The sequence below is a fragment of the Bordetella parapertussis genome (assembly GCF_020735925.1).
Lineage (GTDB): Bacteria > Pseudomonadota > Gammaproteobacteria > Burkholderiales > Burkholderiaceae_B > Bordetella > Bordetella pertussis.
Genome location: NZ_CP085971.1, coordinates 130,814 through 156,947, shown reverse-complemented (window position 1 = coordinate 156,947; position 26,134 = coordinate 130,814). Strand labels below are relative to the sequence as shown.

Annotated in this window: 28 protein-coding genes; 18 read left to right on the top strand and 10 right to left on the bottom strand. The window is 66.6% G+C overall.

The annotated features are described in order from the left end of the window. Window positions 1–66 precede the first annotated feature (66 nt). From LK409_RS00760 to LK409_RS00730, 7 genes are all read right to left on the bottom strand, one after another. The gene (locus tag LK409_RS00760; RefSeq protein WP_003807965.1) at window positions 67–1,233 is read right to left on the bottom strand and encodes an acyl-CoA dehydrogenase family protein; all 1,167 of its coding nucleotides are present in this window, start codon (window positions 1,231–1,233) and stop codon (window positions 67–69) included. Window positions 1,234–1,258: 25 nt separating this feature from the next. Continuing rightward, window positions 1,259–1,714: a MaoC family dehydratase gene (locus LK409_RS00755; RefSeq protein ID WP_003807963.1), complete on the bottom strand. Its 456-nt coding sequence runs from the start codon at window positions 1,712–1,714 to the stop codon at window positions 1,259–1,261. Window positions 1,715–1,749: 35 nt separating this feature from the next. Beyond that, window positions 1,750–2,637: an HpcH/HpaI aldolase/citrate lyase family protein gene (locus tag LK409_RS00750; protein WP_010927578.1), complete on the bottom strand. Its 888-nt coding sequence runs from the start codon at window positions 2,635–2,637 to the stop codon at window positions 1,750–1,752. Window positions 2,638–2,894: 257 nt separating this feature from the next. Beyond that, window positions 2,895–4,658 (bottom strand): FAD-dependent oxidoreductase, encoded by a 1,764-nt coding sequence (locus tag LK409_RS00745; RefSeq protein WP_010927577.1) that lies wholly within the window; start codon window positions 4,656–4,658, stop codon window positions 2,895–2,897. A 17-nt stretch (window positions 4,659–4,675) separates the two neighbouring features. After that, window positions 4,676–5,248 carry a nuclear transport factor 2 family protein gene (locus tag LK409_RS00740; protein ID WP_010927576.1) on the bottom strand — a complete coding sequence of 191 codons (573 nt, stop codon included), beginning with the start codon at window positions 5,246–5,248 and terminating at the stop codon, window positions 4,676–4,678. 2 nt (window positions 5,249–5,250) lie between these two features. After that, window positions 5,251–6,234: a Bug family tripartite tricarboxylate transporter substrate binding protein gene (locus LK409_RS00735; protein ID WP_010927575.1), complete on the bottom strand. Its 984-nt coding sequence runs from the start codon at window positions 6,232–6,234 to the stop codon at window positions 5,251–5,253. A gap of 187 nt (window positions 6,235–6,421) precedes the next feature. Further along, window positions 6,422–7,228 carry an enoyl-CoA hydratase/isomerase family protein gene (locus LK409_RS00730; protein WP_003807958.1) on the bottom strand — a complete coding sequence of 269 codons (807 nt, stop codon included), beginning with the start codon at window positions 7,226–7,228 and terminating at the stop codon, window positions 6,422–6,424. Between the two features lie 129 nt (window positions 7,229–7,357). Between LK409_RS00730 and LK409_RS00725 the strand changes: the two genes are divergently transcribed. From LK409_RS00725 to LK409_RS00690, 8 genes are all read left to right on the top strand, one after another. Beyond that, window positions 7,358–7,996, top strand: a complete 639-nt coding sequence (locus LK409_RS00725; protein WP_226376482.1) for a DUF4286 family protein — start codon at window positions 7,358–7,360, stop codon at window positions 7,994–7,996. Window positions 7,997–8,067: 71 nt separating this feature from the next. Beyond that, window positions 8,068–9,732 carry an ATP-dependent acyl-CoA ligase gene (locus LK409_RS00720; RefSeq protein ID WP_226376481.1) on the top strand — a complete coding sequence of 555 codons (1,665 nt, stop codon included), beginning with the start codon at window positions 8,068–8,070 and terminating at the stop codon, window positions 9,730–9,732. 17 nt (window positions 9,733–9,749) lie between these two features. Then, window positions 9,750–10,502 carry an SDR family NAD(P)-dependent oxidoreductase gene (locus LK409_RS00715; protein ID WP_010927573.1) on the top strand — a complete coding sequence of 251 codons (753 nt, stop codon included), beginning with the start codon at window positions 9,750–9,752 and terminating at the stop codon, window positions 10,500–10,502. A gap of 11 nt (window positions 10,503–10,513) precedes the next feature. Next, on the top strand, window positions 10,514–11,671 hold the full coding sequence (locus LK409_RS00710; protein WP_010927572.1) for an acyl-CoA dehydrogenase family protein: 1,158 nt from the start codon (window positions 10,514–10,516) through the stop codon (window positions 11,669–11,671). Window positions 11,672–11,733: 62 nt separating this feature from the next. Continuing rightward, the gene (locus LK409_RS00705; RefSeq protein WP_003807952.1) at window positions 11,734–12,501 is read left to right on the top strand and encodes an SDR family NAD(P)-dependent oxidoreductase; all 768 of its coding nucleotides are present in this window, start codon (window positions 11,734–11,736) and stop codon (window positions 12,499–12,501) included. A gap of 5 nt (window positions 12,502–12,506) precedes the next feature. After that, window positions 12,507–13,298 (top strand): maleate cis-trans isomerase family protein, encoded by a 792-nt coding sequence (locus LK409_RS00700; protein WP_225665571.1) that lies wholly within the window; start codon window positions 12,507–12,509, stop codon window positions 13,296–13,298. Between the two features lie 40 nt (window positions 13,299–13,338). Then, on the top strand, window positions 13,339–14,538 hold the full coding sequence (locus tag LK409_RS00695; protein WP_010927571.1) for a thiolase family protein: 1,200 nt from the start codon (window positions 13,339–13,341) through the stop codon (window positions 14,536–14,538). Then, window positions 14,535–14,972 (top strand): Zn-ribbon domain-containing OB-fold protein, encoded by a 438-nt coding sequence (locus tag LK409_RS00690; protein WP_003807947.1) that lies wholly within the window; start codon window positions 14,535–14,537, stop codon window positions 14,970–14,972. Before LK409_RS00695 ends, LK409_RS00690 begins: the two co-directional genes overlap by 4 nt. Before the next feature lie 36 nt (window positions 14,973–15,008). Here the strand turns inward: LK409_RS00690 and LK409_RS00685 are convergent, their stop codons facing one another. Next, window positions 15,009–15,752 (bottom strand): TetR/AcrR family transcriptional regulator, encoded by a 744-nt coding sequence (locus tag LK409_RS00685; protein ID WP_003807945.1) that lies wholly within the window; start codon window positions 15,750–15,752, stop codon window positions 15,009–15,011. Beyond that, window positions 15,733–15,993 carry a hypothetical protein gene (locus LK409_RS00680; RefSeq protein ID WP_125327407.1) on the bottom strand — a complete coding sequence of 87 codons (261 nt, stop codon included), beginning with the start codon at window positions 15,991–15,993 and terminating at the stop codon, window positions 15,733–15,735. The genes LK409_RS00685 and LK409_RS00680 overlap by 20 nt, the downstream gene beginning before the upstream one ends. A gap of 38 nt (window positions 15,994–16,031) precedes the next feature. On the opposite strand from LK409_RS00680, the gene LK409_RS00675 reads away from it, so the two are divergent. From LK409_RS00675 to LK409_RS00640, 8 genes are read left to right on the top strand one after another with little or no spacing between them, the layout of a single operon-like run. Then, entirely contained in the window at window positions 16,032–17,321 is a 1,290-nt protein-coding gene (locus LK409_RS00675) for an ABC transporter substrate-binding protein (RefSeq protein WP_003807943.1), read from the top strand. 23 nt (window positions 17,322–17,344) lie between these two features. Then, window positions 17,345–18,220 (top strand): branched-chain amino acid ABC transporter permease, encoded by an 876-nt coding sequence (locus LK409_RS00670; protein WP_010927568.1) that lies wholly within the window; start codon window positions 17,345–17,347, stop codon window positions 18,218–18,220. 28 nt (window positions 18,221–18,248) lie between these two features. Next, the gene (locus LK409_RS00665; RefSeq protein WP_226376480.1) at window positions 18,249–19,274 is read left to right on the top strand and encodes a branched-chain amino acid ABC transporter permease; all 1,026 of its coding nucleotides are present in this window, start codon (window positions 18,249–18,251) and stop codon (window positions 19,272–19,274) included. Between the two features lies 1 nt (window position 19,275). Further along, window positions 19,276–19,989, top strand: a complete 714-nt coding sequence (locus LK409_RS00660) for an ABC transporter ATP-binding protein (protein ID WP_010927567.1) — start codon at window positions 19,276–19,278, stop codon at window positions 19,987–19,989. Then, window positions 19,982–20,716 carry an ABC transporter ATP-binding protein gene (locus LK409_RS00655; RefSeq protein WP_010927566.1) on the top strand — a complete coding sequence of 245 codons (735 nt, stop codon included), beginning with the start codon at window positions 19,982–19,984 and terminating at the stop codon, window positions 20,714–20,716. Before LK409_RS00660 ends, LK409_RS00655 begins: the two co-directional genes overlap by 8 nt. 2 nt (window positions 20,717–20,718) lie before the next feature. Continuing rightward, window positions 20,719–21,543, top strand: a complete 825-nt coding sequence (locus LK409_RS00650; protein ID WP_010927565.1) for an alpha/beta fold hydrolase — start codon at window positions 20,719–20,721, stop codon at window positions 21,541–21,543. After that, window positions 21,544–21,786 carry a PhlB family protein gene (locus tag LK409_RS00645; protein WP_003807929.1) on the top strand — a complete coding sequence of 81 codons (243 nt, stop codon included), beginning with the start codon at window positions 21,544–21,546 and terminating at the stop codon, window positions 21,784–21,786. A 29-nt stretch (window positions 21,787–21,815) separates the two neighbouring features. Further along, complete coding sequence (locus LK409_RS00640) at window positions 21,816–23,198, top strand: FAD-dependent oxidoreductase (RefSeq protein WP_226376479.1); 1,383 nt, start codon at window positions 21,816–21,818, stop codon at window positions 23,196–23,198. A 33-nt stretch (window positions 23,199–23,231) separates the two neighbouring features. Here LK409_RS00640 and LK409_RS00635 read toward each other — a convergent pair whose 3' ends face one another. Then, window positions 23,232–24,116, bottom strand: a complete 885-nt coding sequence (locus tag LK409_RS00635) for a LysR family transcriptional regulator (protein ID WP_041937099.1) — start codon at window positions 24,114–24,116, stop codon at window positions 23,232–23,234. Window positions 24,117–24,293: 177 nt separating this feature from the next. Between LK409_RS00635 and LK409_RS00630 the strand changes: the two genes are divergently transcribed. After that, a complete protein-coding gene (locus LK409_RS00630) occupies window positions 24,294–25,595 on the top strand; it encodes a 3-isopropylmalate dehydratase large subunit (protein ID WP_226376478.1) in 1,302 nt (433 codons plus the stop codon). Next, a complete protein-coding gene (locus LK409_RS00625; RefSeq protein ID WP_003807922.1) occupies window positions 25,592–26,128 on the top strand; it encodes a 3-isopropylmalate dehydratase small subunit in 537 nt (178 codons plus the stop codon). The genes LK409_RS00630 and LK409_RS00625 overlap by 4 nt, the downstream gene beginning before the upstream one ends. Window positions 26,129–26,134 lie beyond the last annotated feature (6 nt).

Below are 26,134 nucleotides of genomic sequence, written 5' to 3'. Positions count from 1 at the left end.
CGGGGCCCGGCCATCGAAGGCCGGGTTGGCGCCGCAACCATTATTGGGAACATCCGCGCCCGCCGCTCAATACGACTTGGGCAGCCCCAGCTTGCGCTCGGCGATGTTCGACAAGACCAGCTGCGGCGAAACCGGCGCGATGTAGCCGATCCAGGCCTCGCGCATGAAGCGCTCCACGTGGTACTCCTTCGCATAACCGTAGCCGCCGTGCGTCAGGATCGAGTTCTGGCACGCTTGCATGCAGGCCTCGGACGCCAGCAGCTTGGCCGCATTGGCCTCCGATCCGCAGGACTCTCCGCGGTCGTACAGGTCCGCCGCGGCAAGCATCATGTGATTGGCGGCCTCCAGCTCGGCCCAGCTGCGCGCCAGAGGATGCTGGATTCCCTGGTTCTTGCCGATGGGGCGGCCGAACACCACGCGCTCCTTGGCGTACTGCGTGGCCAGCTTCAGCACGGCGCGGCCCATGCCGACCTGCTCCGCCGCCACCAGGACGCGTTCGGCGTTCATGCCGTGGAAGATATAGGACAGCCCCTTGCCCTCTTCGCCGATCAGGGCATCCTTGGCTACCGGCAGGTTGTCGATGAACAACTCGTTCGTATCCACCGCCCCCCGGCCCAGCTTGTCGATCTCCCGGATGTCGACGTAGTTGCGGTCCAGTTTGGTGTAGAACAGGCTCAGCCCTTCGCTGTGCTTCTTCACTTCCTCGATCGGCGTCGTGCGTGCCAGGATCAGCATGTGGTCGGCCACCTGCGCGGTCGAGATGAAGACCTTTTTCCCCGTGATCAGGTAGCTGCCGTCGGGCTGCTTCCTGGCCACGGTCTTCAGCTTCGTCGTGTCCAGCCCCGGATCTGGCTCGGTGACGGCGAAGCACGCCTTGTGTTCGCCGCGGCCGAAGGGCGGCAGCCAGGCCTGCTTCTGGGCCTGCGTGGCGAAATGCACCACCGGCTGCAGGCCGAAAATGTTCATGTGGATGCTCGACGCCGCGGCCTGTCCGCCGCATTCGGCCACCACGCGCATGAACAGCGCGGCCTCGGTCACGCCCAGGTTCGCCCCGCCCACCTCCTCCGGCATGCAGATCCCCAGCCAGCCGCCGCTCGCGACAGCCTCGAAGAACTCATGGGGAAACTCATGCTTCTTGTCCTTCTCGCGCCAGTAGGAATGCGGAAAGTCCGCGCAGATCTTCTCCGCCGCGTCGACAATGGCCTGCTGCTCTTCGCTGAGCTGATAATTCATGCTGCATCTCCTTGTAGCGACGCGATCAGGCGGCGGGCCTGAGCATCATCAGGCCCGTGCGCACGGCCGTGCATACAATCTCATCGCGCTGATTCCTGGCCACGTGCTTGAAGGTGACGATGCCGGAATCCTGGCGGCTCCTGGACAATCGGGTTTCAAGGATCTCGGTCTCGACGCGAATGGTGTCGCCGTGGAAGGTGGGCTTGGGAAACGCGATCTCCCCGAAGCCCAGGTTCCCCAGCGTGGTGCCCAGCGTGGTCTCGTACACCGTAATGCCGGCCACCAGCGCCAGCAGGAACATGCTGTTGACCAGGCGCTGGCCGTAGATGCTGTTCGCGCTGTACTCGGCATCGATGTGCAGCGGCGCGCAGTTGTAGGTCATGGCCGAGAACAGCACGTTGTCGGTCTCGGTGACGGTACGGCGGATGGCATGCTCGACCACCATGCCGGTTTTGAAGTCTTCGAAATACAGGCCTGCCATGTCGGATCTCCTGGGTATGGGGGGTGTTGCCGTGCTCAGGCGTCGAAGGCCCGCGCGAGCGCAATTACCTCGTGCGCGGTCTTGACGTGGGCGATGTCGATGTGTTCGCCGTCGTACATGACCGATGCGCGGCCTTGCGCCTGGGCGGCGTCGAGCGCGTCTATCATTCCTTGGTAATACGCCACGTCCTCGGCCGTCGGCGTATAGGTGCGGTTGATCGTTTCCACCTGCATCGGATGCAGGGCCAGCTCGCCGGACATGCCGAGCTGGCGGTCGAACGCGGAAGACCGGGCCAGTCCCTCCAGGTCCTTGATCTGTTGCCAGATGCCGCCGATGGCCTGCTTGCCCGCGGCGCGCGCGGCCATGACCACGCGCGATTTCAGGTACTCGGTTTCGCGGCCTTCCGGCGTCCAGACGAACTTCAGGACGCGCCCCATGTCGGCGTTCTTGGCCGTGGCGCCGACGATGCCGACCACGCGCGGCATTTGCGCGATCTCGTAGCACAGCTGCATCGAGCGCGCCGTTTCCAGCAGGGGGATCAGACCGATGGAGCCCAGCGGCAGATTGGCGCGCGTTTCCGCCTCGGCGATCATGCTCGAGGCCATGTACACATCTTCCGGCCCCCAGGGCTTGGAGATGACGACGCCTTCGACGCCGGGCTGCGCCACGGCAAGAATGTCGTCCAGGTCATAGATGTGCGCGCTGCGGTTGATGCGCACCCAGATGCGCTGGCCCTGGGCGATCAGCGCGGGGATTTTCCGCGCCACCAGCTCGCGCGCGGCCAGCTTCTCCGCGGGCGGCACGCTGTCTTCGAGGTCGAGAATCAGTGCGTCGGCCTTGGCCAGCGCGGCCTTGTCGAGCATGGACTCCTTGTTGCCGGGAACGAAAAGAAAGGAACGGATAGGCTTCACTTGCGTCGTCATGTCCACCTCGACTTGGGGGTATCGATCAGGTTCAGTCGGCCGCCAATCTACCAACTGATAGTTAGCTGCCTAACAACAGTTAGTTAGTTTTACGACGAAAGCGCGCGCCCGAAACTAGGGTTTTCACTGAGTGAAGGACGTCGCAGGCCCGCATCGGGCGGCGGGCGCGGGGCGCCGCGGCGCCCCCCCTGTTCAGGCGCCGGACCAGGCCTGGCGACGCAGGCCCGGAAGGTCGCAGCAGCGTGCGACCGCCTGGATCAGCCTGGGCGGCCGGCGTCAGAGCTGGCGGCGGCCCGGGCGGCGATATATCCGAAGGTCAGCGCGGGGCCGATGTTGATGCCCGCGCCGGGATAGTTCCCGCCCATGATGCTTTGCATATCGTTGCCGGCGGCGAACAGCCCGGCGACGATCCGTCCGTCGCCGTCCAGCACCCGGGCATGTTCGTCGGTCGCCAGTCCCGCGAAGGTTCCGATGTCGCCGATCAGCAGCCTGACCGCATAGAACGGCGCGCTGCGTATCTCGGCCACGCACGGGTTGCCGGCGTGGCCGCCGTCGCCCTGGAAGCGGTTGTACCGGGTGCTGCCCTTGCCGTACTCCGGGTCGATGCCGCTCGGCGCTCCCGCGTTGAATCTCGCCAGCGTCTCGGCCAGGTTCGCGGCGTCGATTCCCGCCTTTCCGGCCAGGTCCGCGATCGACTCGCCCCTGATCAGGTAGCCCGACTTCACGTGCTTGCCGACGGGAAACGGGAAAGGCTTGACGAAGCCCAGCCCATAGCGCCTGAGCGCGCGGCGGTCGCAGATCAGGAAGATGTCGCCGTCGCTGCCCGACTTGATGTACGCACGGCCGAAGTCATGGTACGAGTGGGATTCGTTGACGAATCTCTTTCCATTGCGCAGCACGGCGATCATTCCCGGTTTGGCTCGGTCGATCACATGCGGGAAGGCCGCCGTCTCGCGCCCAGGCATGGGGACCAGGGAGACCGGCATCCAGGCGGCATTGTCCGGCAGCTGGTTGCGCACCACGCCGCCGGCCGACATGCCCAGCCGCAGGCCGTCGCCCACGTTGCTTGCGATAACCGGCGAAGCATGCGGGCGCCCCGCTGCCACGTGCCTGAAGAGTTCCTGCTTGAGCGCGGCGTCGTTGGAGAATCCCCCGCATGCAAGCACCACGCCGCGATCGGCCCGGATTCGTCGCGCGGGCTTGCCGTCGATGCTGACCCATGCCCCCGTGACCCGCCCGCCCTCGCGCTCCAGCCTCTCCACCTGGGTCGAGACGCTGAACCTGACGCCGGCGTCCATGGCGCTGTTTATCAGCCTGGCCGCCAGCGCATTGCCGTTGGCAAGCCGGGTTCCGCGCCGATACAGCAGCAGGTCGCGGCAATGGGCCGCGAGGCGTTTCGAGACGATATACGCGGACTTGACGGACCGCGTGGCGTTGAAGAAATGGCCCAGCTCGGTGCCGGACCCGATGTTCAGCCCGAACAGCGTGGTTTGCCGCAAGGGCCGGCGCAGCAACTTGATATGCTTGCCCAGCAGGCGCGCGTCATAGGGTTGCGCGACGATGGAGCGCCCCATGGCGGCGCCCGGGGCTTCGGAGTGGTAGTCGGGAAACGTCGGCGACGCGAGAAACCTGACCTCGGTGGCATCCTCCAGGAAGGCAACCATCTCGGGGCCGTGCTTCAGGTAGGCCTCGACGTGAGGCGCGGAGTAGGCCTCGCCCAGCTCGTGCTTGAGATACGTCGCGGCCTGCTCCGTGGAGTCCTCCACGCCGGCGCGGCGCGCGACCGGGCTGCAGGGAATCCAGGCCCAGCCGCCCGATACGGCGGTGGTACCGCCAAGCACCGGGGTTTTCTCCACCACCAGCACATCGAGCCCCAGCTTGCGCGCGGTGATGGCGGCGCTCAATCCGGCCGCGCCCGAGCCGATTACCAAAAGGTCTACCTTGTCTTCCGTGGTCATGCATTCCTCTGCCAATGACGGACTGCGGCCCTGCCCCAGCATATCCTGGCGCCGGGCGGCCATGCAGGCCTTGCGTGCGCCTATGGCGCGTCCGGAAGCAGGTCCCGGCGTATCTTGAAGTACATGTCGTGCCGGTCGCGGGTGGACCAATGATTGGCGGGATTGCGCCCCGATGGCGGCTGCTGCGGCGCAAGCACCGACTCATAGACATTGGTTCGTTCGGCGACGCGCCAGTCCGGCCTGGCCGCGAACACATCGATGTACCTGCCCAGCACGATCAGGTTGGCGCCGCCGCCGGCCTGGCCATCCAGCCACAGCGCCCTGGCCTCGCGCGCGTCGCCGTCCAGCGTGAAGTGGGCCTGGTAATAGGTTTCCACCAGGGCCCTGCGGCCGGGCAGCCATTCGACGAGCAAATTGCCGATGAAATGCATCGACTGATGGATGGCCGCATGGCGCCGTGCAATCCATTCGATCATCCCGTCGATGCCGCCCCGGTATTCGCCATGATCGTCGGTGGCGCCTTCATGGAAGGCGGCCCGCACCGCGCTCCAGTCCTTGCGGTCGATGGCGCGGGCGTATTTCAGGATCACGTCCTGGATTGCCATCCGGCCGCGGATCTCTTCGATGCAGCCGGCCATGGGATCGCCTTGCATGGTCAGAGCGTGCCGTAAAGTCCGGCGTCCCTCACCGCCTTGCCCCATTTTTCCAGCTCGGCCTTCTGATAGGTCGACAGCGCCTCTCCTTCGAGGGGGAAGGTTTCTATCCCGAAGGTGGTGACAAAATCGCGCACATACTTGCTCTTGGCCGCCTTGCGCAGCGAATCCGTGAGGATCTGCGTCACGTCGGCCGGCGTACCCTTGGGAACATAGGCCGCAAACCAGCCCGCGATATCGACATCGGCCAGGCCGTATTCCGCCAACGTGGGGATGTCGGGGTAGGCGCTCAGCCGCGCGGGCGCGAGCACGGCGAGCGGCCGCACGCCCTTCGAGAAGAACGGCTGGATCGACGGCATGTCCGCCGCGATCATGTCGACCAGCCCGCCCAGCATGTTCGACATGGCGTCATTGAGCGACTTGTACGGGATATTCAGGTAGTCCACGCCAGCCGCCTTGGCCACCATCTGGCCGGCCATTTTGGTGGTGGCGGTGTAGCTGGCATAGGTATGCTTGCCGGGGTTCTTGCGGGCCGCCTCGAGAAAATCGGCCGCCGTGCCCTGCGGGAACGACGGCCCCACCGCCATGACCAGGGTCGTTTTCATGGTCCCGATCAGGGGAATGAAGTCGTTGATCGGATCGTAGGCCAGCTTCTTGAAGATGTGCGGGTTCACCACCTGCGTCGACAGGGACGTGAACAGAATGGTGTATCCGTCGGGCGCGGCGGTTTTCGCCGCCGAAACCCCGATGACGCCATCGGCGCCCGGCCGGTTTTCCACCACCACGTTCGCCCCCAGATCCTCGGACAGCGCCTGCGCGTAGGCGCGCGCGCCCGCGTCGAAGGAGCTGCCCGCCGTGAAGGGCACGATCAGCCGCACCGGCCGGTCCTTGTTCGGAAACGGCGCGGCGCCGACATGGGCGCAGAACGCGGAAAAAGCCAGCATGGCCAGCACAGGCACGGCCCGCCGGAAAATCGAACTCCCCATCTCAACGTCTCCTCGTGGATCTTTCACAGACCATCGTTTGTTGGCGCCGGGTCGCGGCCGGCCGCATCCGGCGCCGGCCTTCCAGGCGCAGCGAATTTATCATGAAATTGAATGACTAGTCATTCAATTTGTGTGCCCCCCAGCCATCCTGCCCGCGGGCGATGGCAACGAAGGGCCGCGCCGTGGCTCAAGGCAGCCGGGCGGATGGAAAATCGGGAGCCCGCTTGTTGCGTACCGCGTCCAGGCCCTCCCGGGCGTCCGCGCCGAGGAATCCGAGCATCTCGATGCCGAGCGACGCATCGAAGATCGGACCGGCCATGTGCATCCAGTTGTTCAGCGCTTTCTTGGTGCCGCGGATGGCGGTCTGGCTGCCCCGCGCGAGTTTGGCGGCGATGGCCATGGCGCGCTCCATGAGTTCGTCGCGGGCCACGGCGAAGGTGACCAGGCCCAGCCGCTCCGCCTCCCTGCCATTGATGAAGTCCGCGGTCATCAGGTAGTACTTGGCCTTGGCCATGCCGCACAGCAAGGGCCAGACAATGGCGGCATGATCGCCGGCGGCCACGCCGATGCGGGCGTGGCCATCGGTGAACGTGGCGTCCTCGGCGATGACGCTGACGTCGGCCAGCAGCGCGACCGCCAGTCCGGCGCCGACCGCCGTGCCGTTGATGGCCGAAATGATCGGCTTCTCGCAAGCGAGCATGTTGTAGACGATGTCCGCCACTTCCTTCATGACGGCCGTGACCACCTCCGGATCGCCGATCATGCCTTCGATCCATTCCAGGTCGCCGCCGGCCGAAAAGGCCCGGTCGCCGGCGCCGGTGACCACCACCACCTTCACGCTGGCGTCGTCATTGATCACGTTCCACAGCTTGCTCAGCTCCCAGTGCAGGCGCGCGTTGGTGGCGTTCATTACTTCGGGGCGATTCAACGTGGCCAGCAGCACGCCATCCGGGCGGCGGTCGAAGTCGATGTGCTTGAAGTCGTCGTAGTTCATATCAGCCTTGATCGTGGTTCTAGGGAAATATCCTGTTGACGGGCAAAAGGGTGTCACGTAAGCTAAATGAACATTCATTCGATGTCAATTTCAAGCCTGCGGATAACGGCGGGGGAGTCGCAACCGACTATGAACAGCAAGGGCTTTCTGATGGTGACCATGGAACCGCCATCGGCCATGGAGGAAGAGTTCAACGAGTGGTACGACACCGAACATCTTCCCGAGCGCGCGGCCGTCGACGGATTCGAGACGGCCCGGCGATACGTGTGCCTGGACGGATTTCCGCGCTATATGGCGGCCTATGACCTGAGTTCGCCCGCCGTGCTGGAAGGCGAGTCCTACCGCAACATGGCGGGCGAGCGCTTCAGCCCCTGGTCCCAGCGGATACTGCGCAAGGCCAAGGGCCTGTGGCGCGTCACCGGCGAGCAGGTCTACCCCGGCCAGGCGCGCGCCTGCGAGGCGCCGCGCCTGCTTCTGCTGCACTACCGCGGCGTCCCGCAGGCCGCGGCCGCCAGACTGGTCGACGAACTGCGCGCCACTTACGAACCCCACGCCCAGGTCAGCCAGCTGCGGGTCATCCGCTACCAATCCGGCGCCGGCGAGCCGCCCGGCCATGTCGCGCTCATCGAGGGCAAGGGCAGCCTGGGCGCCCTGCGCGGTCCCGCCCTGGAGGGGGAAAACGGCCGTTGCATCGTGGTGGCAAACGAGTACGCTCGATACTGGGCATACGCGCCCAATCCCGTGCTGGGGAAAGTGCTGGACGACTGACCGCGGCGCGCGGCCCCGACGGACACATCGAAACTCGCATTGGTTCAAACATGGCTCTGGAAAATTATCGAATGACTGATCATTCAAAAAATCCGCTGCAATTCGGATTTCCGCTGGGCGCTGGCTTGGCCGCCCCCTCGGAAGATCCGCTACCGCTTGGCGAGCGCGTCGCGGCGAAAGTGCTCGCCAGGCAGGCCGAGGCCGCGCCGGATCGGCCTTTTGTCTATTTCAACGGCCAGTGGCTTACCTATGCGGAAGCCGACCGGCGCGCCAACCGGGCCGCCCACGCGCTGGCCGCCGCCGGCGTCAAGCCAGGCGATCGCGTCGCCATCGACCTGCACAACCGCCTCGAGTACCTGGATCTGTGGTTCGGCCTGTCCCGGCTCGGCGCCATACAGGTGCCGATCAATACCGATTACCGCGCCCCGCAGATCGCCCATACCTTCAAGCGCTCGGGCATCGACGCCGTGGTGGTCCAGGCCGCCCTGTTGCCCGAGCTGGAAGCGGCGCTCGAAGGCCTGGAAAGCCGCCCGGCGCTGCTGTTGCTGGACGCGGCCCCCGCGCAAGTGTCCGCCGCCCGCGGGTTCGATTACGCCGAGCTGGTCGCGGCCGCCTCCGACGCGCCGGTGCCGGGCTGCGCCGATGTCAGCGGCGCGGACATCGGCGCGGTCATGAACACCTCCGGCACGACCGGCCCGTCCAAGGGGGTGCTGCTGACGCACGCGCAGCAGTACATCCTGGGCCGGATGATGGCCGCGGACATGCATCTCGGCCCGGACGACGTCTACTACAACTACTTCCCGCTCTTTCACAACACCGCGCAGGCGATGCTGACCATCCCCGTCATGCTGGTCGGCGCCCGCATGGTGCTGACCGAGCGTTTCAGCACATCGCGCTTCTGGCCCGAGGTGCGGGAGCACGGTTGCACCGCCTTCTACTACATCGGCGAGATCCTGCACATCCTCTTGAAGTCGACCACGCGGGAAGACAGCAAGGGCTCGACCCTGCGGGTCGGCTGGGGCATCGGCGGGGCGGCGGACGACCTGGTGGCGTTTCGCGAGCGCTTCGGCGTCGACCTGCGTTCGGGCTATGGATCCACCGAGGCGAACGTGCCCTGCTACGTGCCGCACGGATCGGCCAAGGCCGGCAGCGCGGGACGCGCCGCGCCCGGGTTCGAGATACGCATCGCCGACGAGCACGGCCAGGCCCTGCCCGCCGACAGCGTGGGCGAGATCCTGGTGCGGGCCGCCGAGCCCGGCGCCCTGATGGCCGGCTACGACGGCGATCCGGCGGCGACCGTCGCCGCGTGGAAAGACCTGTGGTTCCACACGGGCGACTCCGGCAAGCTGGACGCCGATGGCGATCTCTACTTTACCGGCCGCATCAAGGACGCGATCCGCGTGCGGGGCGAGAACGTATCCGCTTTCGAGGTCGAGCGCGCGATCAGCGAGGACGCCGCCGTGCTCGAGGTGGCGGCGATCGCGGTGCCGTGCGAACTCGGCGGCGACGACGTGAAGATCGTCGTGGTCGTGCGCGACGGCGCGCAACTGGAGCCCCAGGCCCTGGTCGAGCATGCGCTCGCGCGGCTGCCCCGGTTCGCGGTCCCGCGCTATGTCGAGTTCGTCGACGCCCTGCCCAAGACGCCCACCAACAAGGTGATGAAACACGTCCTGCGCGCCCAGCCTTTTACCACCAACACATGGGACCGCCTGCAAACGCCGCGGTCCGGAACCTGAATCCTGCGGAGATTGTTTTGTTCGATTTGAGCGGAAAGACCGCCCTCGTCACCGGGGCAAGCCGTGGCATCGGCCAGAATGTCGCGCTGTGCCTGGCGCAGGCGGGCGCGAACGTCGTGCTGTGGGGACGCGACCAGGCGGAACTGGAACAGACGCGCGTACGGATCGACGAATACGGCGTCCAGTCCACCATCGACGCCTTCGACATTACCGAGGCCGAATCGGTGCGGCGCGCCACGGCCCAGGCCATCGAGCGTTTCGGCCACCTGGACGTGCTGGTCGTCAACGCCGGCGTCAATGTGCTGCGCCCCTTCCTGGACTGGACCCCGCAGCAATGGGACCACATGATCGGCGTGAACCTGGTCGGCGCGATGCACACGCTGCAGGCCGTCGGCCGGCACATGACCGAGCGCAAGCAGGGCAGCATCATCACCATGTCGTCCATCTACAGCCATGTGGGCGCGCCCGACAACAGCTTCTATTGCCTCACCAAGGGCGGCTTGCTGCAACTGACGAAAAGCCTGGCGATGGAATGGGCCCGCCACAAGGTGCGCGTCAACGCGATCTGCCCGGGCTGGATCGAGACCGACCTGACCGCGCCGTACATGCAGGACGCACAGGTGCGCGCGGCCGGGCTGAAACAGATTCCCTTGCGCCGCTTCGGCCAGCCCGCCGATATCGGTCCGATCGCCGTCTACCTGGCCTCGGACGAGGCGCAATGGACGACCGGCCAGAGTTTCGTGGTCGACGGCGGGCAGATCGCCCGCTGAGGAACCACGCCATGTCCATTGAAACCTCGAACCTGCCCGGCCTGAAGGAAGAGCACGAACTGCTGCGCTCGCAGGTGTGGCGCTTCGTCGAGCGCGAAGTCATCCCCCATGCGCAGGCGTGGGAGCACGATGGCCATACGCCCCGCCCGGTGATCCGCCGCATGGGCGAGCTCGGCATGCTCGGCATGCGCTTTCCGGAAAGCTACGGCGGCGCCGACGCCGATACCGTCGCCTCGGTCGTGTTCGCCGAGGAACTGGGCCGCAGCACCTTCGGCGGCTTCGCCATCACCATCCTCACCCAGACCGATACAGCTTCGCCGCCCATCGCCGCGGTCGGCACGCCGCAGCAGAAGGCGCGCTATCTGCCCGCCATCGTCCGCGGCGAATGCCTGGTCGCTATCGCCATGACCGAGCCCGACGTGGGCTCGGATATCGCCACGCTGCGCACGCGCGCCGTGCGCGACGGCGACGAGTGGGTCCTGGACGGCGCCAAGACCTTCATCACCAACGGCGTGCATGCCGACCTTTACGTGGTGGCCGCGCGCACCGATGCGTCGGCCCGCCCCTCGCAGGGCGTCTCGCTGTTCCTGGTCGACAAGGGGACGCCCGGACTGCGCGTGGAGCGCCGCCTGGACAAGATGGGCTGGAAAAGCTCCGACACGGCGCAATTGTCTTTCGATGGCTGCCGCGTGCACGCTGGCGCCTTGCTGGGCAAACCGAACCGCGGTTTCGCCGCGCTGATGAGGAACGTCCAGAACGAACGCCTGGTCCTGGCGGCGCAGGCCCTGGGGGGGTCCCAGGCCGCGATCGCCCAGACGCTGGACTACACCAGGCTGCGCAAGGCCTTCGGCGCCACCCTGTGGGACAAACAGGCCATCAGGCACCGCCTGGCCATGCTGGCGGCGCGGGTCGAAAGCGCCCGCCACTTCGTCTACAGCGTCGCCGCCCTGGATGCGCGCGGCGTGGAGTGCGTCAAGGAAGTCTCGATGATCAAGGCCCTGTGCGGGGAACTGGTCAACGAAGTCATGGACGACTGCGTGCAGTTTCACGGCGCGACGGGCTACATGCAGGGCACCGCGGTCGAGCGCATGTACCGCGACGCCAGGGTGCACGCCATCGGCGGCGGCGCTACCGAGATCATGCTCGAGGAAGTGGCCAAACGGATGTAGGCGCAACACATATGGGCACAGCGTGCCGGTGCACGGAATAGCAAACCAAAAGGAGCAAGACCATGTCGCAGGACTTCAACGATAAAGTGGTGCTGTTGGGCGGGGCCTCGGGCGGGATCGGGCTGGCCGCCGCCAGGATGATGCTGGAACGCGGCGCCCGCGTCGCCTTGCACTATCGTTCCAGCGCCGACGAGCTGAACAAGATCGCCGCGCAGTACGGCGACGAACGTGTGCTGCTGGTCAAGGGCGACCTGACGCGGCGCCAGGACGTCGCGGCCATCGTCTCGGCCACCGTCGAGCGCTACGGCAAGATCGACGCATTCATGAGCACGGTGGGCACGGCGCTGCGCATCCTGCCCTTTCTCGAGACCTCGGAAGACACTGTCGACCTGACCATCGCGGTGGAGCTGCGCAGCGTGATCGACTCCGTGCGCGCGGTACTGCCGGAACTGATCCGCAACGGCGGCGGCCGCATCGTGATCATCGGCTCCGATTCGGGCAAGGTGGGCACCAGCGGCGAATCGGTCTCGGCCGCCTGCCGCGGCGGGGCCATCGCGTTCGCCAAATCGATCGCGCGCGAGTATGCCCGGCACAACGTGCTGGCCAACGTCGTTTGCCCGGGTCCGACCGACACCGGGTTGTGGGACGACCTGGTGAAGAACGACGAATTCGGGGGCAAGATCGGCAACGCCATGGTGCGGGCCATTCCCCTGCGCCGTACCGCCCGGCCGCAAGAGGTGGCCGCCGCGGCGGTCTTCCTGGTTTCGGACGAGGCATCGTTCATAACCGGGCAGGCCATCAGCGTCAGCGGCGGCCTGACCATGTGCTGACCGCCATGAACACGCCGGCCCACACATTGATGCCCTACGACGCGGCGCTGCGCAGCTTCCCCGGGCTGCTGCGCGCGCCCGAGGCGGCGCGCACGCGGCTTGGAGTGATCCTGCCCAGCGTCAATACCGTGGTCGAGCCCTGGTTCGGCCAGGCCGTCGCGGCCGACGTCCGCGTGCACGCGACCCGCATGCTGCTGGCCAGCGAAGTCACGGCCGAAGCGCTGCGGCGCATGGACCACGAGGAAGGGCTCGACGCGGCGCGGCGCATCGCCAGCTGCCGTCCGGACGCGATTGCCTACTGCTGCACGGCTTCCAGCATCGTCCAGGGGCTGGATTACGACCGGCGCCTGCGGCAATCGCTCGAGGAAGCGACCGGCAAGCCGTGCTTCACGGCCGTCGGGGCGATCATCGAGGCATTGCAGGCATGCAACGCGCGCAAGATCGCCATCGCCTCTCCGTATACCGACGCGATCGATCATGCCGAAAAGGCATTCTTCGAGGAAGCGGGCTTCCAGGTGTTGAACGCCGCCAACCTGAACATCGCCGAATCGTTCGCGCTGGCGGCGCCGGACGCGCGCCAGATGTACGAGCTGGCGCAGCGCGCCTGGCACCCCGACGCCGACGCGTTGCTGATCAGCTGCCTGAACATGCACGCCCAGGAAGTCGTCGGCCTGCTGGAACAGCAGCTGGGCCGCCCGGTCATCACCTCCACCACCGCCACGCTCTGGAAACTGTTGCGCAGCGCGGGCCGCGCAGACCGGATACCGGGCTATGGCCGCTTGCTGGCCGAGCACTGAGCGGCGGGACAACGAGCAAGGGACGAAAAGGAGCTTCGAATTGAAAGTAGGCATCGTGGGCGTAGGCCTGATTCCATGGCGGGTTCGATACGCCGACAAGACATATTATGAACTGGCCCTGGACGTGACCAAGGCGGCGCTCGAGGATGCGCGCCTGTCGCCCGGCGACGTGGATCACGTCGTCTGGGGGCTGTCCGACCTGATGGTGGCCTGGGTACGGCAATGCTGCCCGAGCACCACCATGCAGGACTACATCGGCATGGCGGGCAAGTCGTCGGTGCACGTCAGCGCCGGCGCGGTCACCGGCGCCATGTCGGTGCGGCAGGGAATGATCGAGATCATGTCCGGCATGTCGGATGTGACGCTGGTCGTAGGCTCCGGCAAGGGCATGGATCTCTGGGACCCGGAACAGAACAAGCGGTCCTCGGCGTTCCTGAAGGCCATCATGCTGGACCTGGACACCAACTGGGAAGTCCCGGTCGAACCGCTGGCGGCAGCCAACTTCGGCTTCGCCGTGCAGGCGCATATCGACCGGTACGGCGCGCCCACCGAAGCGCAGATGGCCAAGGTTTCCGTCAAGAACCACCGCAACGCGCTGGCCAACCCGCTGGCGCAAAGCGGCATGGAACTGACCGTCGACGAGGTCATGAACTCCCGGCGCATCGCCGGCCCCATCAAGATGTTCGACTGCTGCCTGTACAGCGAGGGCGCGGCGGCGCTGATCCTGGCCTCCGAGGACCGGGCGCGCGAGATCTGCGACGATCCGATCTGGATCGAGGGCGCCGGCGCGTCCAACCTGCGCAGCTACATGCCCGACTTCGACCACCTGGGACGGCTGCCCTGCCAGCAGCAATCGGCGCAGCGCGCCTATTCCATGGCGGGCATCAGCGATCCCCTCAGGCAGCTCGATTTCATCGAAACCCACGATTTGCTCAGCGGGGTCGAGCTCATGAGCTATGCCGAGCTGGGCCTGTGCGAACCGGGGCAAGGAGGCCGGCTGATCGACGAGGGCTTCACCGAGCGTGGCGGCCCCATGCCGGTCAACCCCTCCGGCGGCATGATCGGCTGCGGCCACGCGGCCGGCTGCTCGGGCATCTCCCGCGTGGGCGAAATCGTGCAGCAGCTGCGCGGCCGCGCGGGCGGCACGCAAGTACCGATCAACCAGGGGCGGGCGATCTTTTCGGCGATCGGCGGACCCGGGATTTCGCAGAGCTGCACCATCGTATTGGGGAAATCATGAACGAGACGGACATTTTCGAAGTCGAGCTCGAGGACGTCTACCGGTACCGCCTCAGTTACGGCGGGCAATCCGCCTATTTCCACGGACTGCAGAACAAGACGCTGATCGCCAGCCGCTGTTCCGGCTGCGGCTTCGTGTGGCTGCCGTTGCGCCCGATCTGCTCCAAATGCTACGCCCCCGCCAGCGAATATCCGTTGAGCGGCAAGGGCGAAGTCATCACCACGATCGTGCTGCCGCAAGCGCCGGCGCACCTGGCGCACCTGGACGCCGTGATTGCCACGGCGCTGGTGCGGCCCGACGGCGCCGACACATGCATCAAGGCGTTCATGGTGGTGGGCGAGAACGGGGCGCCGCCGGGCACGCGCGTCGAAGCGCGCTACCTTTCGAAAATCCGCACCATCGCCGATTTCTACTTCGTGCCCGAACAGGCATAGGCGGCAGGGCGCGCACCGCGCCCGCCCGCGCCAGTCTCAGGCGGCGCGGCTGCGCCGGGCGCGCTTTTTCGCCTTCGGCGCGGGGGCCTGATCGGCATCCTCGACTTCGGGCTCGCTTGCGATACGGGTGGGGCACAGCTCGCCGGCGCGGCGCAATTCCTCGTACCGGCTGGTGCCGCGCGGCAGCAGCAGGCCCATCCAGGGCGCGTGGATGGCCTGCTCCAGGTACTCGTCGAGCGTGACGATGTGGCGCAGGCGCCAGTGCTTCAGCGGCCACGCATGGGCCGCGACAATGATGCGGTAGACCAGCAGCTCTTCATGGGTCTGGGCCAGGTAGCCCGCGCGGATGCAGTCGGTGACGCACTCGGTGATCAGCTGGTTGGTTTCCAGCTCGAGCTCTTTCATCTGCTCGATGTACTCGGGCTTGAGCGACTTCGTTTCGCGATAGGTCAGCAGCACCGCCTGCTGGTTCGCCGCGATCACGCGCGTATAGGCGTCGATGGCCCGGTACAGGCGGGCGATCGGGTCTTCGACCCCCTTCAGCGCCAAGGGCATTTCTTCCTTGTTGCGCTGGACGATGTGCTGCAACGCCAGGAACAGCAGGTCCTGCTTATCCGATACGTACTGGTACATCAGCCCGGCGCTGACGCCGGCTTCGTCGGCGATGTCCTTGACCGTGGCCGCGTGATACCCCATCCGGGAGAAGAGCTTGATTGCTGCCTTGACCAGTTGCGCGCGGCGCCTTGTCACCAGAGAGGACTCATCGACGGTGTTTTGCATTTTGATATGGAACTCCTGCAGCCGGCTCGAAGGCGCCGCTGTAACCCGAAAGCCCGGCGCCACGGCCACGGCCGGTCGCGCCAAGGCACGGACGCATTATGAACCAATGTTCATCCAAATGCCAAATTGATACCGGATTTTCTTGATCCGACGCCTTCCGTTCGGGATTTCCACTAGCTGTTTCCCCAGGATTGCCAATTGACAGGCTTTCGGCGCGGCCCAATAATGAATGAATGGTCATTCGATAACATTCCAAGAAACCACGAGAGAGAGCTCAGGATGAGAGACAAATCCCCCGACGGCCACCGGCCGGTCGACGCGCAAGTGAACCAGACACGCCGGCGCCTGACGCTGGGCACAGGCGGACTGGCCGCTGCCATGGCCTTCCCCGCCATCGTGCGGGCGCAGCCCAAGCGCATTCCGATAGCCGTCGTGGCCGGCCTGACCGGCCGCGCCGGCCCCTGGGGCATCCCGGTCAACGATGCCGTGCGGCTCGCCGTGGAGCAGATCAACGCCTCGGGCGGCATCAAATCGAAAGGCGGCGCGCAGATCGACCTGATTTCCGTCGACCATCAAAGCAATCCGCAGATGGCCGGCACGCAGACCGAGCGGGTGATCCAGGTCAACAACGTGCTGGCGGTCATCGGCAACGTCACCAGCGGCGCGACCATGGTCGGCAGCGCCGTGGCGGAAAAATCCCGTACCCCCATGGTCAGCACCGATCTCGGCGATTCGCTGACCCAGCGCGGGATGAAGTATTTCTTCCGCATCGGCGCGAAAGCCAGCCATCTGGCGGCCACCGCCGTGGACTTCTCCGAAGCCATGATCAAGGCCACCGGCACCAAGCCGCGCAAGGTTGCGACCATGGCGGACGACTCCACCTTCAGCCAGGACGCCATCCAGGGCGCCATCGCGCGCATCAAGAAGACGGATTGGGATGTCCAGGAGAACGTCTCCTTCCCGGCCGGCAAGGTCAGCGATTTCCTGCCCGTCCTGCAGCGGCTGAAACTGTCCGGCGTGGATCTCATCTTCCACGCCCTCTTCGCGCCTGACGGCATACAGATCATGCGGGCCATGAAGACGCTCAATTACGACCTCATGGCGTCGGTGCACATCGCAGGGGCGCCGTACACGCCCGAGTATGTCGAGAACCTGAAGAAGGACGCCGCGTTCGTCACCGATGCGGTGGGGTTCGTTCCCGAGCTGGTCGCCAACAACCCCCTGCTGGCCAACTACGCCAACGCCTACAAGGCCAAGTACCGCCGCGACCTGGACGATCAGGCCTCGCTCGCGGTGACATGCGTGGGCGCGCTGTACGACGCGCTGGAGCGCGCCCCGGATCTCAGCCGCGAAGCGCTGACCGAAGCCCTGCGCGCCACCGACCTCCAGGCGGGCGGAAATCCGTTCGTGCTGCGCGATGGCGTCAAGTTCGACCAGGCGGGCGACAACGTCCGGGCCAAGGGCCTGGTGATGCAGCTGCTCGACGGACAACAGCGCATCGTCTACCCGGCCGACATCGCCACGACCAAGCCGGTATGGCCGATGCCGCCCTGGTCCAAGCGCACCTGACAATCCTTTTACGCCCGATCTCCATGATGTTCCTGACTCTGTTATTGGTGGGTATCGTCAGCGGCGTGCTGGGAGGGCTGATACTGGCCCTCCTGTCCACCGGCTTCAACCTTGCCCTCGGGGTGTCCCGCGTCGTGAACTTCCAGCACGGCGCCGTAGTGCTTTGGTCGATGTACGCGGCCTACGTGCTGTGGGAGGCTACCGGCATCAATCCCTATCTCGGCCTGCTGCTGATCGTGCCGGTGGCTTTCGCCATCGGCTACTTCCTGCATCGCTGGCTGATCATCCGCTCGCTCCAGACCCCTGAAGACAGCCAGATCCTGTTCTCCATCGGACTGCTGATCGCCTTCCAGTACCTGGCCCAGTTCGTCTATTCCACGGACGCCCGCTCGCTGACCGAGGAAAGCCTGCAGCATTCCCTGATCATCGGTCCGGTCATCCTGCAATACACCCGGCTCGCCGCCGCCGCCGTCTCGCTGCTGGTGCTGGTGTTGCTGCATCTGATGCTGACCCGCACCGATCTGGGACGCAAGCTGCATGCGTGCGCCCAGAACCCCGTCGGCGCGCGGGTGGCCGGCCTGAACGTCGAGCACCTTTCGGCGGTAGCGCTGGGCATCGCGGCCGCCTGCGCGGCGGTCAGCGGCACCGCCCTGGCCACCATGGCGCCCATCTTCCCGGAACGGGCCTTCGAGTACTCGCTGGCCGCGGTGGTGGTGTCGGTGCTCGGCGGGATGGGCAGCATGAGCGGCAGCATCCTGGGCGGATTGATCGTGGGCGTCATCATCGCCGTCTCGCAGGTCACCGGCCATGGCGATCTCGCGCTCGCCATCGTCTATGCGCTGGTTTTCCTCATCTTCCTGGTCCACCCGACGGGGCTGATCAGTGCGGTCAAACGTTGAGCACGCAGGAAAATGTATGTTCTCTAAATTGACAGACTCATTCCGGCAGCAGGGAACGACGCTCTGGTGCATCGCCGCCCTGGTGGTCGTCGCGGCGGCGGTCGCCGCCCCGTGGATGAATCCTTACTACACCCGGGTCATGACCATGGGCCTGATGTGCGGCTACCTGGCCGCCAGCTGGAACCTGATCGGCGGCTATGCGGGCCAGATGTCGCTGGGCCATGCGCTCTTCTTCGCCATCGGTTCCTATTCGGTCGCCCTGCTTGCCCGCATGCCGGACGTTCCGCTGGTCGCCGCGTTTCCCCTGGCCATTCTGGTCTCCGTCGGGCTGGCCTGGATCATCGCCACCATATGCTTTCGCTATGCGCTGCGCGGCATCTACTTCGCCGTCGGCACCCTGTTGCTGGCGGAGATCGCCCGCATCCTGGTCATCAACAGCGATGTGCTGGGACGCTCGCAAGGCCTGCAGATCCCGGGCATGCAGGGCGCCCTGAACTTCAGCTTCGGCTCCGACCTGCCCTTTTTCTACATCTTCCTGGGCATATCCATTGCCCTGGCGCTGGGCAGCCTGGCGCTGGAGCGCTGCAAGCTGGGTTACGACCTCGTGGCCCTGCGCGAGCAGGAAGAAGGGGCGCAGGCATTGGGGGTGGATGTCGCCGCGATCAAGCGGCTGGCGTTCGTCCTCAGCGCCGCGCTGACCTGCGTCGGCGGCGTCATCTACGCGGGCCTGGTCAGATACGTCGAACCCGGCTACGACCTGTCGCTGTCCATCACCCTGTTCATGGTCATGGGCGCGGTGCTGGGAGGACGGGGCACCGCCCTGGGGCCGTTCCTGGGCGGCGTCGTGATGGTCATCGTCCAGGAGACGCTGATCACGGTCGGCAGCGCGTTCGGCACGACCTCCGTGTCGGCGCTGGCGCAAATGATCTACGGCCTGTTCTTCGTCGTGATCCTGCTGGTGTTCCCGCGCGGCATCGTCGGCCAGCTGCTGCATCGGCGCGTCGACCGCAAGGCCACGCGCCTTCCCGCCAGCGCAACCCCGGAGGCGTCCTGACATGCTGAACGTGGAAAACGTCAGTGTCCGGTTTGGCGGGCTGGTGGCGGTCGACAGCATATCCTTCGACACCGATACCAACCGGATACTGTGCATCATCGGCCCCAACGGCGCTGGCAAGACGACGCTTTTCAGCGTGCTGTCGGGCTTTCTGCGGCCCACGCTCGGGCAGGTCAGGTTCAACGGCCTCGACGTGTCGTCCATGCGCCCGGACCAGGTCGCGCTGGCCGGTATCGCGCGCACGTTCCAGATCGTCAGGCCGTTTCGCGACATGACGGTGCTCGACAATGTCATGGTGGGCGCCTACGCCCGCTGCTCCAGGTACGAGGAAGCGCGCGAGCGCGCCCTGCACATCATCGACGAAGTCGGCCTGCACAGGAAGCGCGACTTCCTGGCGTCATACCTGACCTTGCCGGGCCTCAAGCGGCTGGAGGTCGCCAAGGCGCTCGCCACCCAGCCCTCCTACCTGCTGCTCGACGAAGTCATGGCCGGCTTGAACCTGCCCGAGCAGCACGAAGTGGCCGCCATGATCGAGAAAATCCACCAGCGCGGCGTGGGCGTGCTGCTGGTGGAACATTCGCTGGCGATCGTCCAGCGCCTGGGGCAGCACGTACTGTGCATGGATTCCGGACGCAAGATCGCCGAAGGCACGGCCAGGGACGTGATCCAGTCGGAAGCGGTCCAGGTTGCCTACATGGGAGTCAGCAATGCCTAGCCTGCTTGAAGTTTCCGGCCTGCGCGCCGGCTACGGTCTGTTCTCGGTGCTGCACGGACTGGACTTCCACGTCGCCGAACGCGAGATCGTGTCGCTGGTCGGGTCCAACGGCGCGGGCAAGACCACCACCATGCGGGCCGTCTCCGGGCTGATCGCGCCGTCCGGCGGCACGATCCGCTTCGACGGCAAGGATACGACCGGCCTGTCGCCCAGCCAGATGGTGGCGCGGGGCCTGGTGTGCGTGCCGGAACGCCGCCAGCTGTTTCCCCAGATGACCGTGCTCGACACCCTGCTGGTCGGCGTCTCCACGCCGCGCGCCAGGCAACGGCGCGACGAGAACCTGGAGCGCGTCTACCAGCTTTTCCCGAAGCTGAAGGAACGCCGCGGCCAATTGTGCGGCACGCTTTCCGGCGGCGAACAGCAGATGGTCGCCATCGGCCGGGGGTTGATGTCGGCGCCGCGCATGCTGTTGCTGGACGAACCCTCGCTGGGGCTGGCGCCCACCATCGTCAAGCAGCTTTTCCAGGCCATCGCCGGCATCCGCGAACAGGGCGTGACGGTCCTGATCGTGGAGCAGAACGTGCGCTCGGTGCTGTCCTTCGTCGACCGGGCCTATGTCATCGAGAACGGCTCGGTCGAGCTCTCGGGTTCCGCCGCGGAACTCTCCAACAATCCCAACGTGGTCAATGCCTATTTCGGCATCGGCTCGAAGGAAAGCGTGCACTGACGATGCCCTATGTCCAGCTTGACGGCCCCGGCCGCGCTACCCCGCTTTGCCTGCATTACCGGCGCTTTCCCGGGCCGGCGCACGCCACGCCGCTGGTGCTGCTGCATGAGCTGGGCGGCACACTGGAAAGCTGGGAGCCTTTCGCCCAGCGCCTTTGCCGCCGCTACGACGTCTATGCGTTCGACCAGCGTTGCGCGGGACGCTCCGAACATACCGGCCAGCCCTTCACCCTCTGGGACCTGGCCCGGGACACCATCGATTTCGTCGATGCCATGAAGATCGAAGGCCGCTTCGCCCTGATGGGCCTGGCCATGGGCGCGGTCACCGCCGCGCATGTCGCCGCCCGGCACGCCGATCGACTGCACGGCCTGGTGCTGTGCGATGGCACGCCCGCCATCGACAGGAACAGCAGCGACTATCTGCTGGGCCGCGCCGCCAAGGTACGCACCGACGGCATGCGCGTCGTGGCCGAACCCAGCTATCGCAACGCCTTCAAGGGCCTGCTCGGCCAGGCCGAGAATGACGGCTGGGACCAGTACCTGGAGCGCTTCATCTGCAATGCGCCCGTCTCCTACGCCATGCATTCCGAAGCGCTGGCCGCGTTCAGCCTGGACGACAGCGACTTCTCGCGCATCGCGGCGCCGACACTGGTGCTGACTGGCGAGCACGATTTCATCTGGCCGCCCGCAACCGGCGCCGCGCTGGCCGCGCGCATCAGCGGCGCGCGGTTCGAGGCGGTGGCGGGCGCCGCCCATTTTCCCCCGCTGCAGCGCCCCGACGCCGTGGCCGCGCGGGTCGCCTCCTTTCTCGACAGGGACGTGTCATAAATGCAGGCCTTGCCCTTGAACATCCCCCGCTACCCCATGCTGCGCTTCGTTGCGCGGCATGGCCGCAACCTGGTCCTGGCCATCGCCATCGTGCTGCTGGCCGCCGGCGTCGCGATGCTCGCGCAGATGCCCTCGGCCATCCCGGGCGCCATCGCCATCGGCGCGGCCGTCGTCGTGTTCGTGGTCGGCCGCGCCCTGGTCGAAATGGTCGAACTGATCACCGACATGCTTCTGCCAAAATGACCCGGACGGACGCAGGCCGGCGCGAGCCTATGCGCATCGCGGTCATGGGCGGCGGCATCGCCGGCATGGTGTTCGCCGCGCGCGCGGCCGAACTCGGCGGCAAGGTCGTCGTGCTGGAACAGGGCGACGACGAACTCTACCGCTGCAATACCCGCTACACGGGCGGCGCGTTCCACCTGTGCTTTCACGACATCGACAAACCCGCCGAGACGCTGGCCACGGCCATCAAGGCTGCGACCGCGGACTTCGCCACCGACGCGCTCACCGAGGCCATCGCCGCCGACGCCCGGCACGCGGTCCGCTGGCTGCAGGGCAAGGGCATACGCCTGATGAAGGCGGGACCCGATGCCTGGCGCCAGCATTTCCTGGCGCCGCCCAGCCTGATGCAGCCGGGCCTGCACTGGCAGGGGCGCGGCGGCGACATGCTGTTGCGCACGCTGCGCCAGCGCCTGGAAGCCGACGGGGGCCGTCTCTTGCGCGGCGCGCGCGTCACCCGCCTGCTGATGGCGCAGGGCCGCTGCGCCGGCGTGGAATACGAGCGCCACGGCGCGCGCCACGCCATCGAGGCCGACCTCGTCATGCTGGCCGACGGCGGCTTCCAGGCCAACATGGACATGCTGCGCCAGTACGTCGGCCCGGCGCCCGAAAAACTGAAGCAGCGCGGCGCCGGCGTCAGCCAGGGCGACGCCATCCGCCTGGCGCAAGAGGCCGGCGCGGCCCTGGTCGGCATGGAGAACATCTACGGGCATCTGCTGTGCCAGGATGCCCTGCATGACGACCGCCTCTGGCCCTACCCCATCATGGACATGCTGGCCGGGGCGGGAATCGTGGTCGGCCAGGACGGCCGCCGCGTCATGGACGAGGGGCTGGGCGGCGTCTACATGACCAACGCGCTGGCCCGCCTGCCGGATCCGCAAGGCACGATACTGGTTTTCGACCGCGCCATATGGGACGGTCCGGCCACCGAATTCATCCTGCCGGCCAATCCCTACCTGCCGCTGTCCGGCGGAACGGTGCAATCGGCCGACACGCTGCCGGAACTGGCCGCCAGGACCGGCGTCGATGCCGATGGGCTATCGCAGACGGTGCTGGCCTACAACGCGGCCCTGGCCCGGGGCGCGACCGCGGCGCTGGCCCCGCCGCGCAGCGCCGGCGCGGCGCGGCCGATCGCGCACCCGCCCTACCATGCGGTCAGGCTGGTGCCGGGCATCACATTCACGATGGGCGGCATCGCGATCGATGGCAACGGCCAGGTGCTGCAGGCCGGCGGCGCGCCGGTTCCGGGCCTGTACGCGGCAGGCTGCTGCACCGGCGGTTTCGAAGGGGGAGCCCGCTCCGGCTATGTCGGCGGGCTGACCAAGTCGGCGACCATCAGCTGGCGGGCCGCCGCCCACGCGCTGGCGCGATCCTGACCAACCCGGGCCGGCCGCCATGCCGGCGCGGCGCTAGCCGGCGGGATGGACGTGCCGCAGGCAGCGCAGGAAGGCCGAGGCCACCGGGCTCAGCCTGGCCTGGGCCAGCGTGATGACCCCGACGTCGCGCGTGGTGCCCGGAATCGGCACCGCCGCCAGGCCGCGCATGTCCAGGCCCGTCGTCGCGCTCGACGAGGTGACGGTCACGCCCAGGCCCTTGCGCACCATGGTGATGGCGGTGGACGGTTGCTCGACCTGCACCGGCGGCGCGCAATCGGCATCCAGCTCCTGCAGCGCCTCCAGGGAGGGGCCCGGGGAGACCACCACCACGTCGTACTTTCCCAAGTGCTTCAAGGGCTGGCGCTGGCGCGCAAGCGGGTGGCCCTTGGGCGTCACGACGACCAGCTGGTCGCTGAACAGATACTGGAAGTCCAGGTCGGCATGCGCCTCGTGCAAGATGCCGACGCCCAGGTCGACCTCGCGCCGGCGCAGGGCCAGGAAATACGTGCGCTCCATCAGCTCGATCTGGATGCCGGGACGTTCGGCATGCATGCGGGCGATCGCGGTCGTGACGGCCTCGGCCGCCAGGGAAGTCAGGGTCGCGATCCTGACCCGGCCATGCTCGGCCTTGCCCGCGGCATTGGCGTATGAATAGGCCTTCTCGAGCTGGTCGAGCGAGCCCTTGATCTGCTGGTAGAAATCGCGCCCCGCGTCGGTGAGCTCGGCGCTGCGCGTGGCGCGGTCTATCAGGGCGACCCCGAGATCGCTCTCGAGCTCCCGGATCATGATGGACATGGAAGGCTGCGTGACCGCCAGGCTGTCGGCGGCATGCTTGAAGGACCCAGATTCAGCAAGAATGCGGAACGCCTTGAGTTGTCTGTACTTGATATTGTGCGACACGGTCAGCCCGCCAGTCATGCCATCCGCGCATTCTATCAAGAGCCCTGCCGCGCCGGACATAGGCGCCTGCTATGAATCGGTGCCTCGAATCAAATTGCGGGCCCGATACGGCTATGCCACGATTCCAGCGTCGGGAAGCAAGGCCGGCCTATTCCATGCCCGGAACGAGCGCGCCCGACTCAGGAGATGGCAGGCATGGGCAAGACCATGACGGAAAAGATTCTGTCGGCCGCGGCGGGCAGGAACGTGTCGCGCGGCGATTTCGGCTGGGCCAAGGTTCACGTGGTGTCGATGATCGATGCCTTGCACTTTTGCGACTGGGACTTCTTCGATCGCAACCAGGTCAAGGTGTGGGACCCATCGCGGGTGGTGTTTTCGTTCGACCACCTGGCCTACCCCGGGTTCGGCCTCGGCGTGCAGGGGCTGGGCCGCATCCGCGACTGGGCGCGACGGCATGGCGTGCCGAACGAGAACATCTTCGACATCGGGCGCAACGGCATTTCGCACCAGGTCCCCGCGGAACACGGCTGGGTCTTGCCCGGCACCGTCTACATCGGCGCCGACACGCAGGCCGCCACCCTGGGCGCATTCAACTGTTTCGCCATTCCGGCTCTTGCCGAAACGCCCTTCATCATGGCCACCGGCGACACCTGGTTCAAGGTTCCTCCGTGCGTCAGAATCCGCTTGTCCGGCCGGCTGCCCAAAGGCGTGCTGGGCAAGGACATCTACCTGCGGCTGCTGCAGGACCTGCGCGGCAAGTTGGAAGGATGCGCCATCGAATTCGACGGCCCGGGCGTGGCGACCATGCCGCTGGACGTGCGCATGGCGGTGGCCAACGGCGCGTCGCACATTGGCGCCACGACCATGATCTTCCCGTCCGACGATATCCTGCTGGATTATCTGCGGCCACGCGCGCGCGAGGCCTTCGCGCCGGTCGCCGCCGACGGCGATGCGGCCTATGACCAGGCCTATGAATACGACCTGGCGTCGTTCGAGCCCCTGATCGCCGGGCCGGACGATCCCGGGCGCATTTCCCCGTTGCGGGCCATGGCGGCGACGCGCATCCACGCCGCCTACATCGGATCCTGTTCGTCGGGCCGGCTCGAAGACCTCACGCAAGCCGCCGAGGTGCTGCGCGGCCGGAAAATCTCCCCGGACGTGCGCATGGTGGTGACGCCGATCTCCACCGAGGTGATGCTGCAGGCCGTCGAGGCGGGACTGGTCGCCGCGTTTGTCGAGGCGGGCGCCACGGTCACGGCGCCAGGCTGCGGCGCGTGCTTTTACGGCAACGCGTCGCCGCTGCATCTGGAAGACGGGGAAAACTGCATCACGGGCTCGGTCGAGAACTGGCCGGGCCGCATGGGCAGCAACAAGGCAAGCATCTACCTGGCCAATGCGGCGGTCGTAGCGGCCTCGGCATTGGCCGGGCATATCGCCGATCCGGACATGGTCCGGCCATCCAACGCTGGCGCGGCCAGCGCCAGGGAGCAGCCATGATTCTCTCGGGACGAGTGTGGAAATTCGGCGATCAGCTGCACAGCAGCCATTTCCTCTCCGGCAGGCACGATGCGCTGGGCCGGGCCGGAAAATTCGAGCAACTTTCCCGCCACATACTGGAAGACGCGAACCCCGCGTTCGTGGACCAGGTACGGCCCGGCGACCTGCTGGTGGTGGGCGCGGCATTCGGCACGGGCAAGCATCTGGACGGCCTGATCCATGCATTCAGGACCCTGGGCATCGCGGCCATCCTGGGCAAGGGTTTCTCCGCGGCGTGGGAGCGCGACAGCATCAACCTGGGCCTGCCGGCCCTGGTGTATCCCGAACTGTACGAGCACGTCCAGACCGGGGAAGAACTCCAGCTTGACTTGCGGGGCACGCTGGCCCGCAACCTGACCCGCGGCACGACGATCGCCGTACATGCCACCGACGCCGGCCTGCTCGCCTTGCTCGAGGCCGGCGGCATCGCCGCCTACACCGCACGGCGCCTGGGCATTGTCGACCGCCCCAAGGCCGGCGCGCATACGGCCTGAGGCACG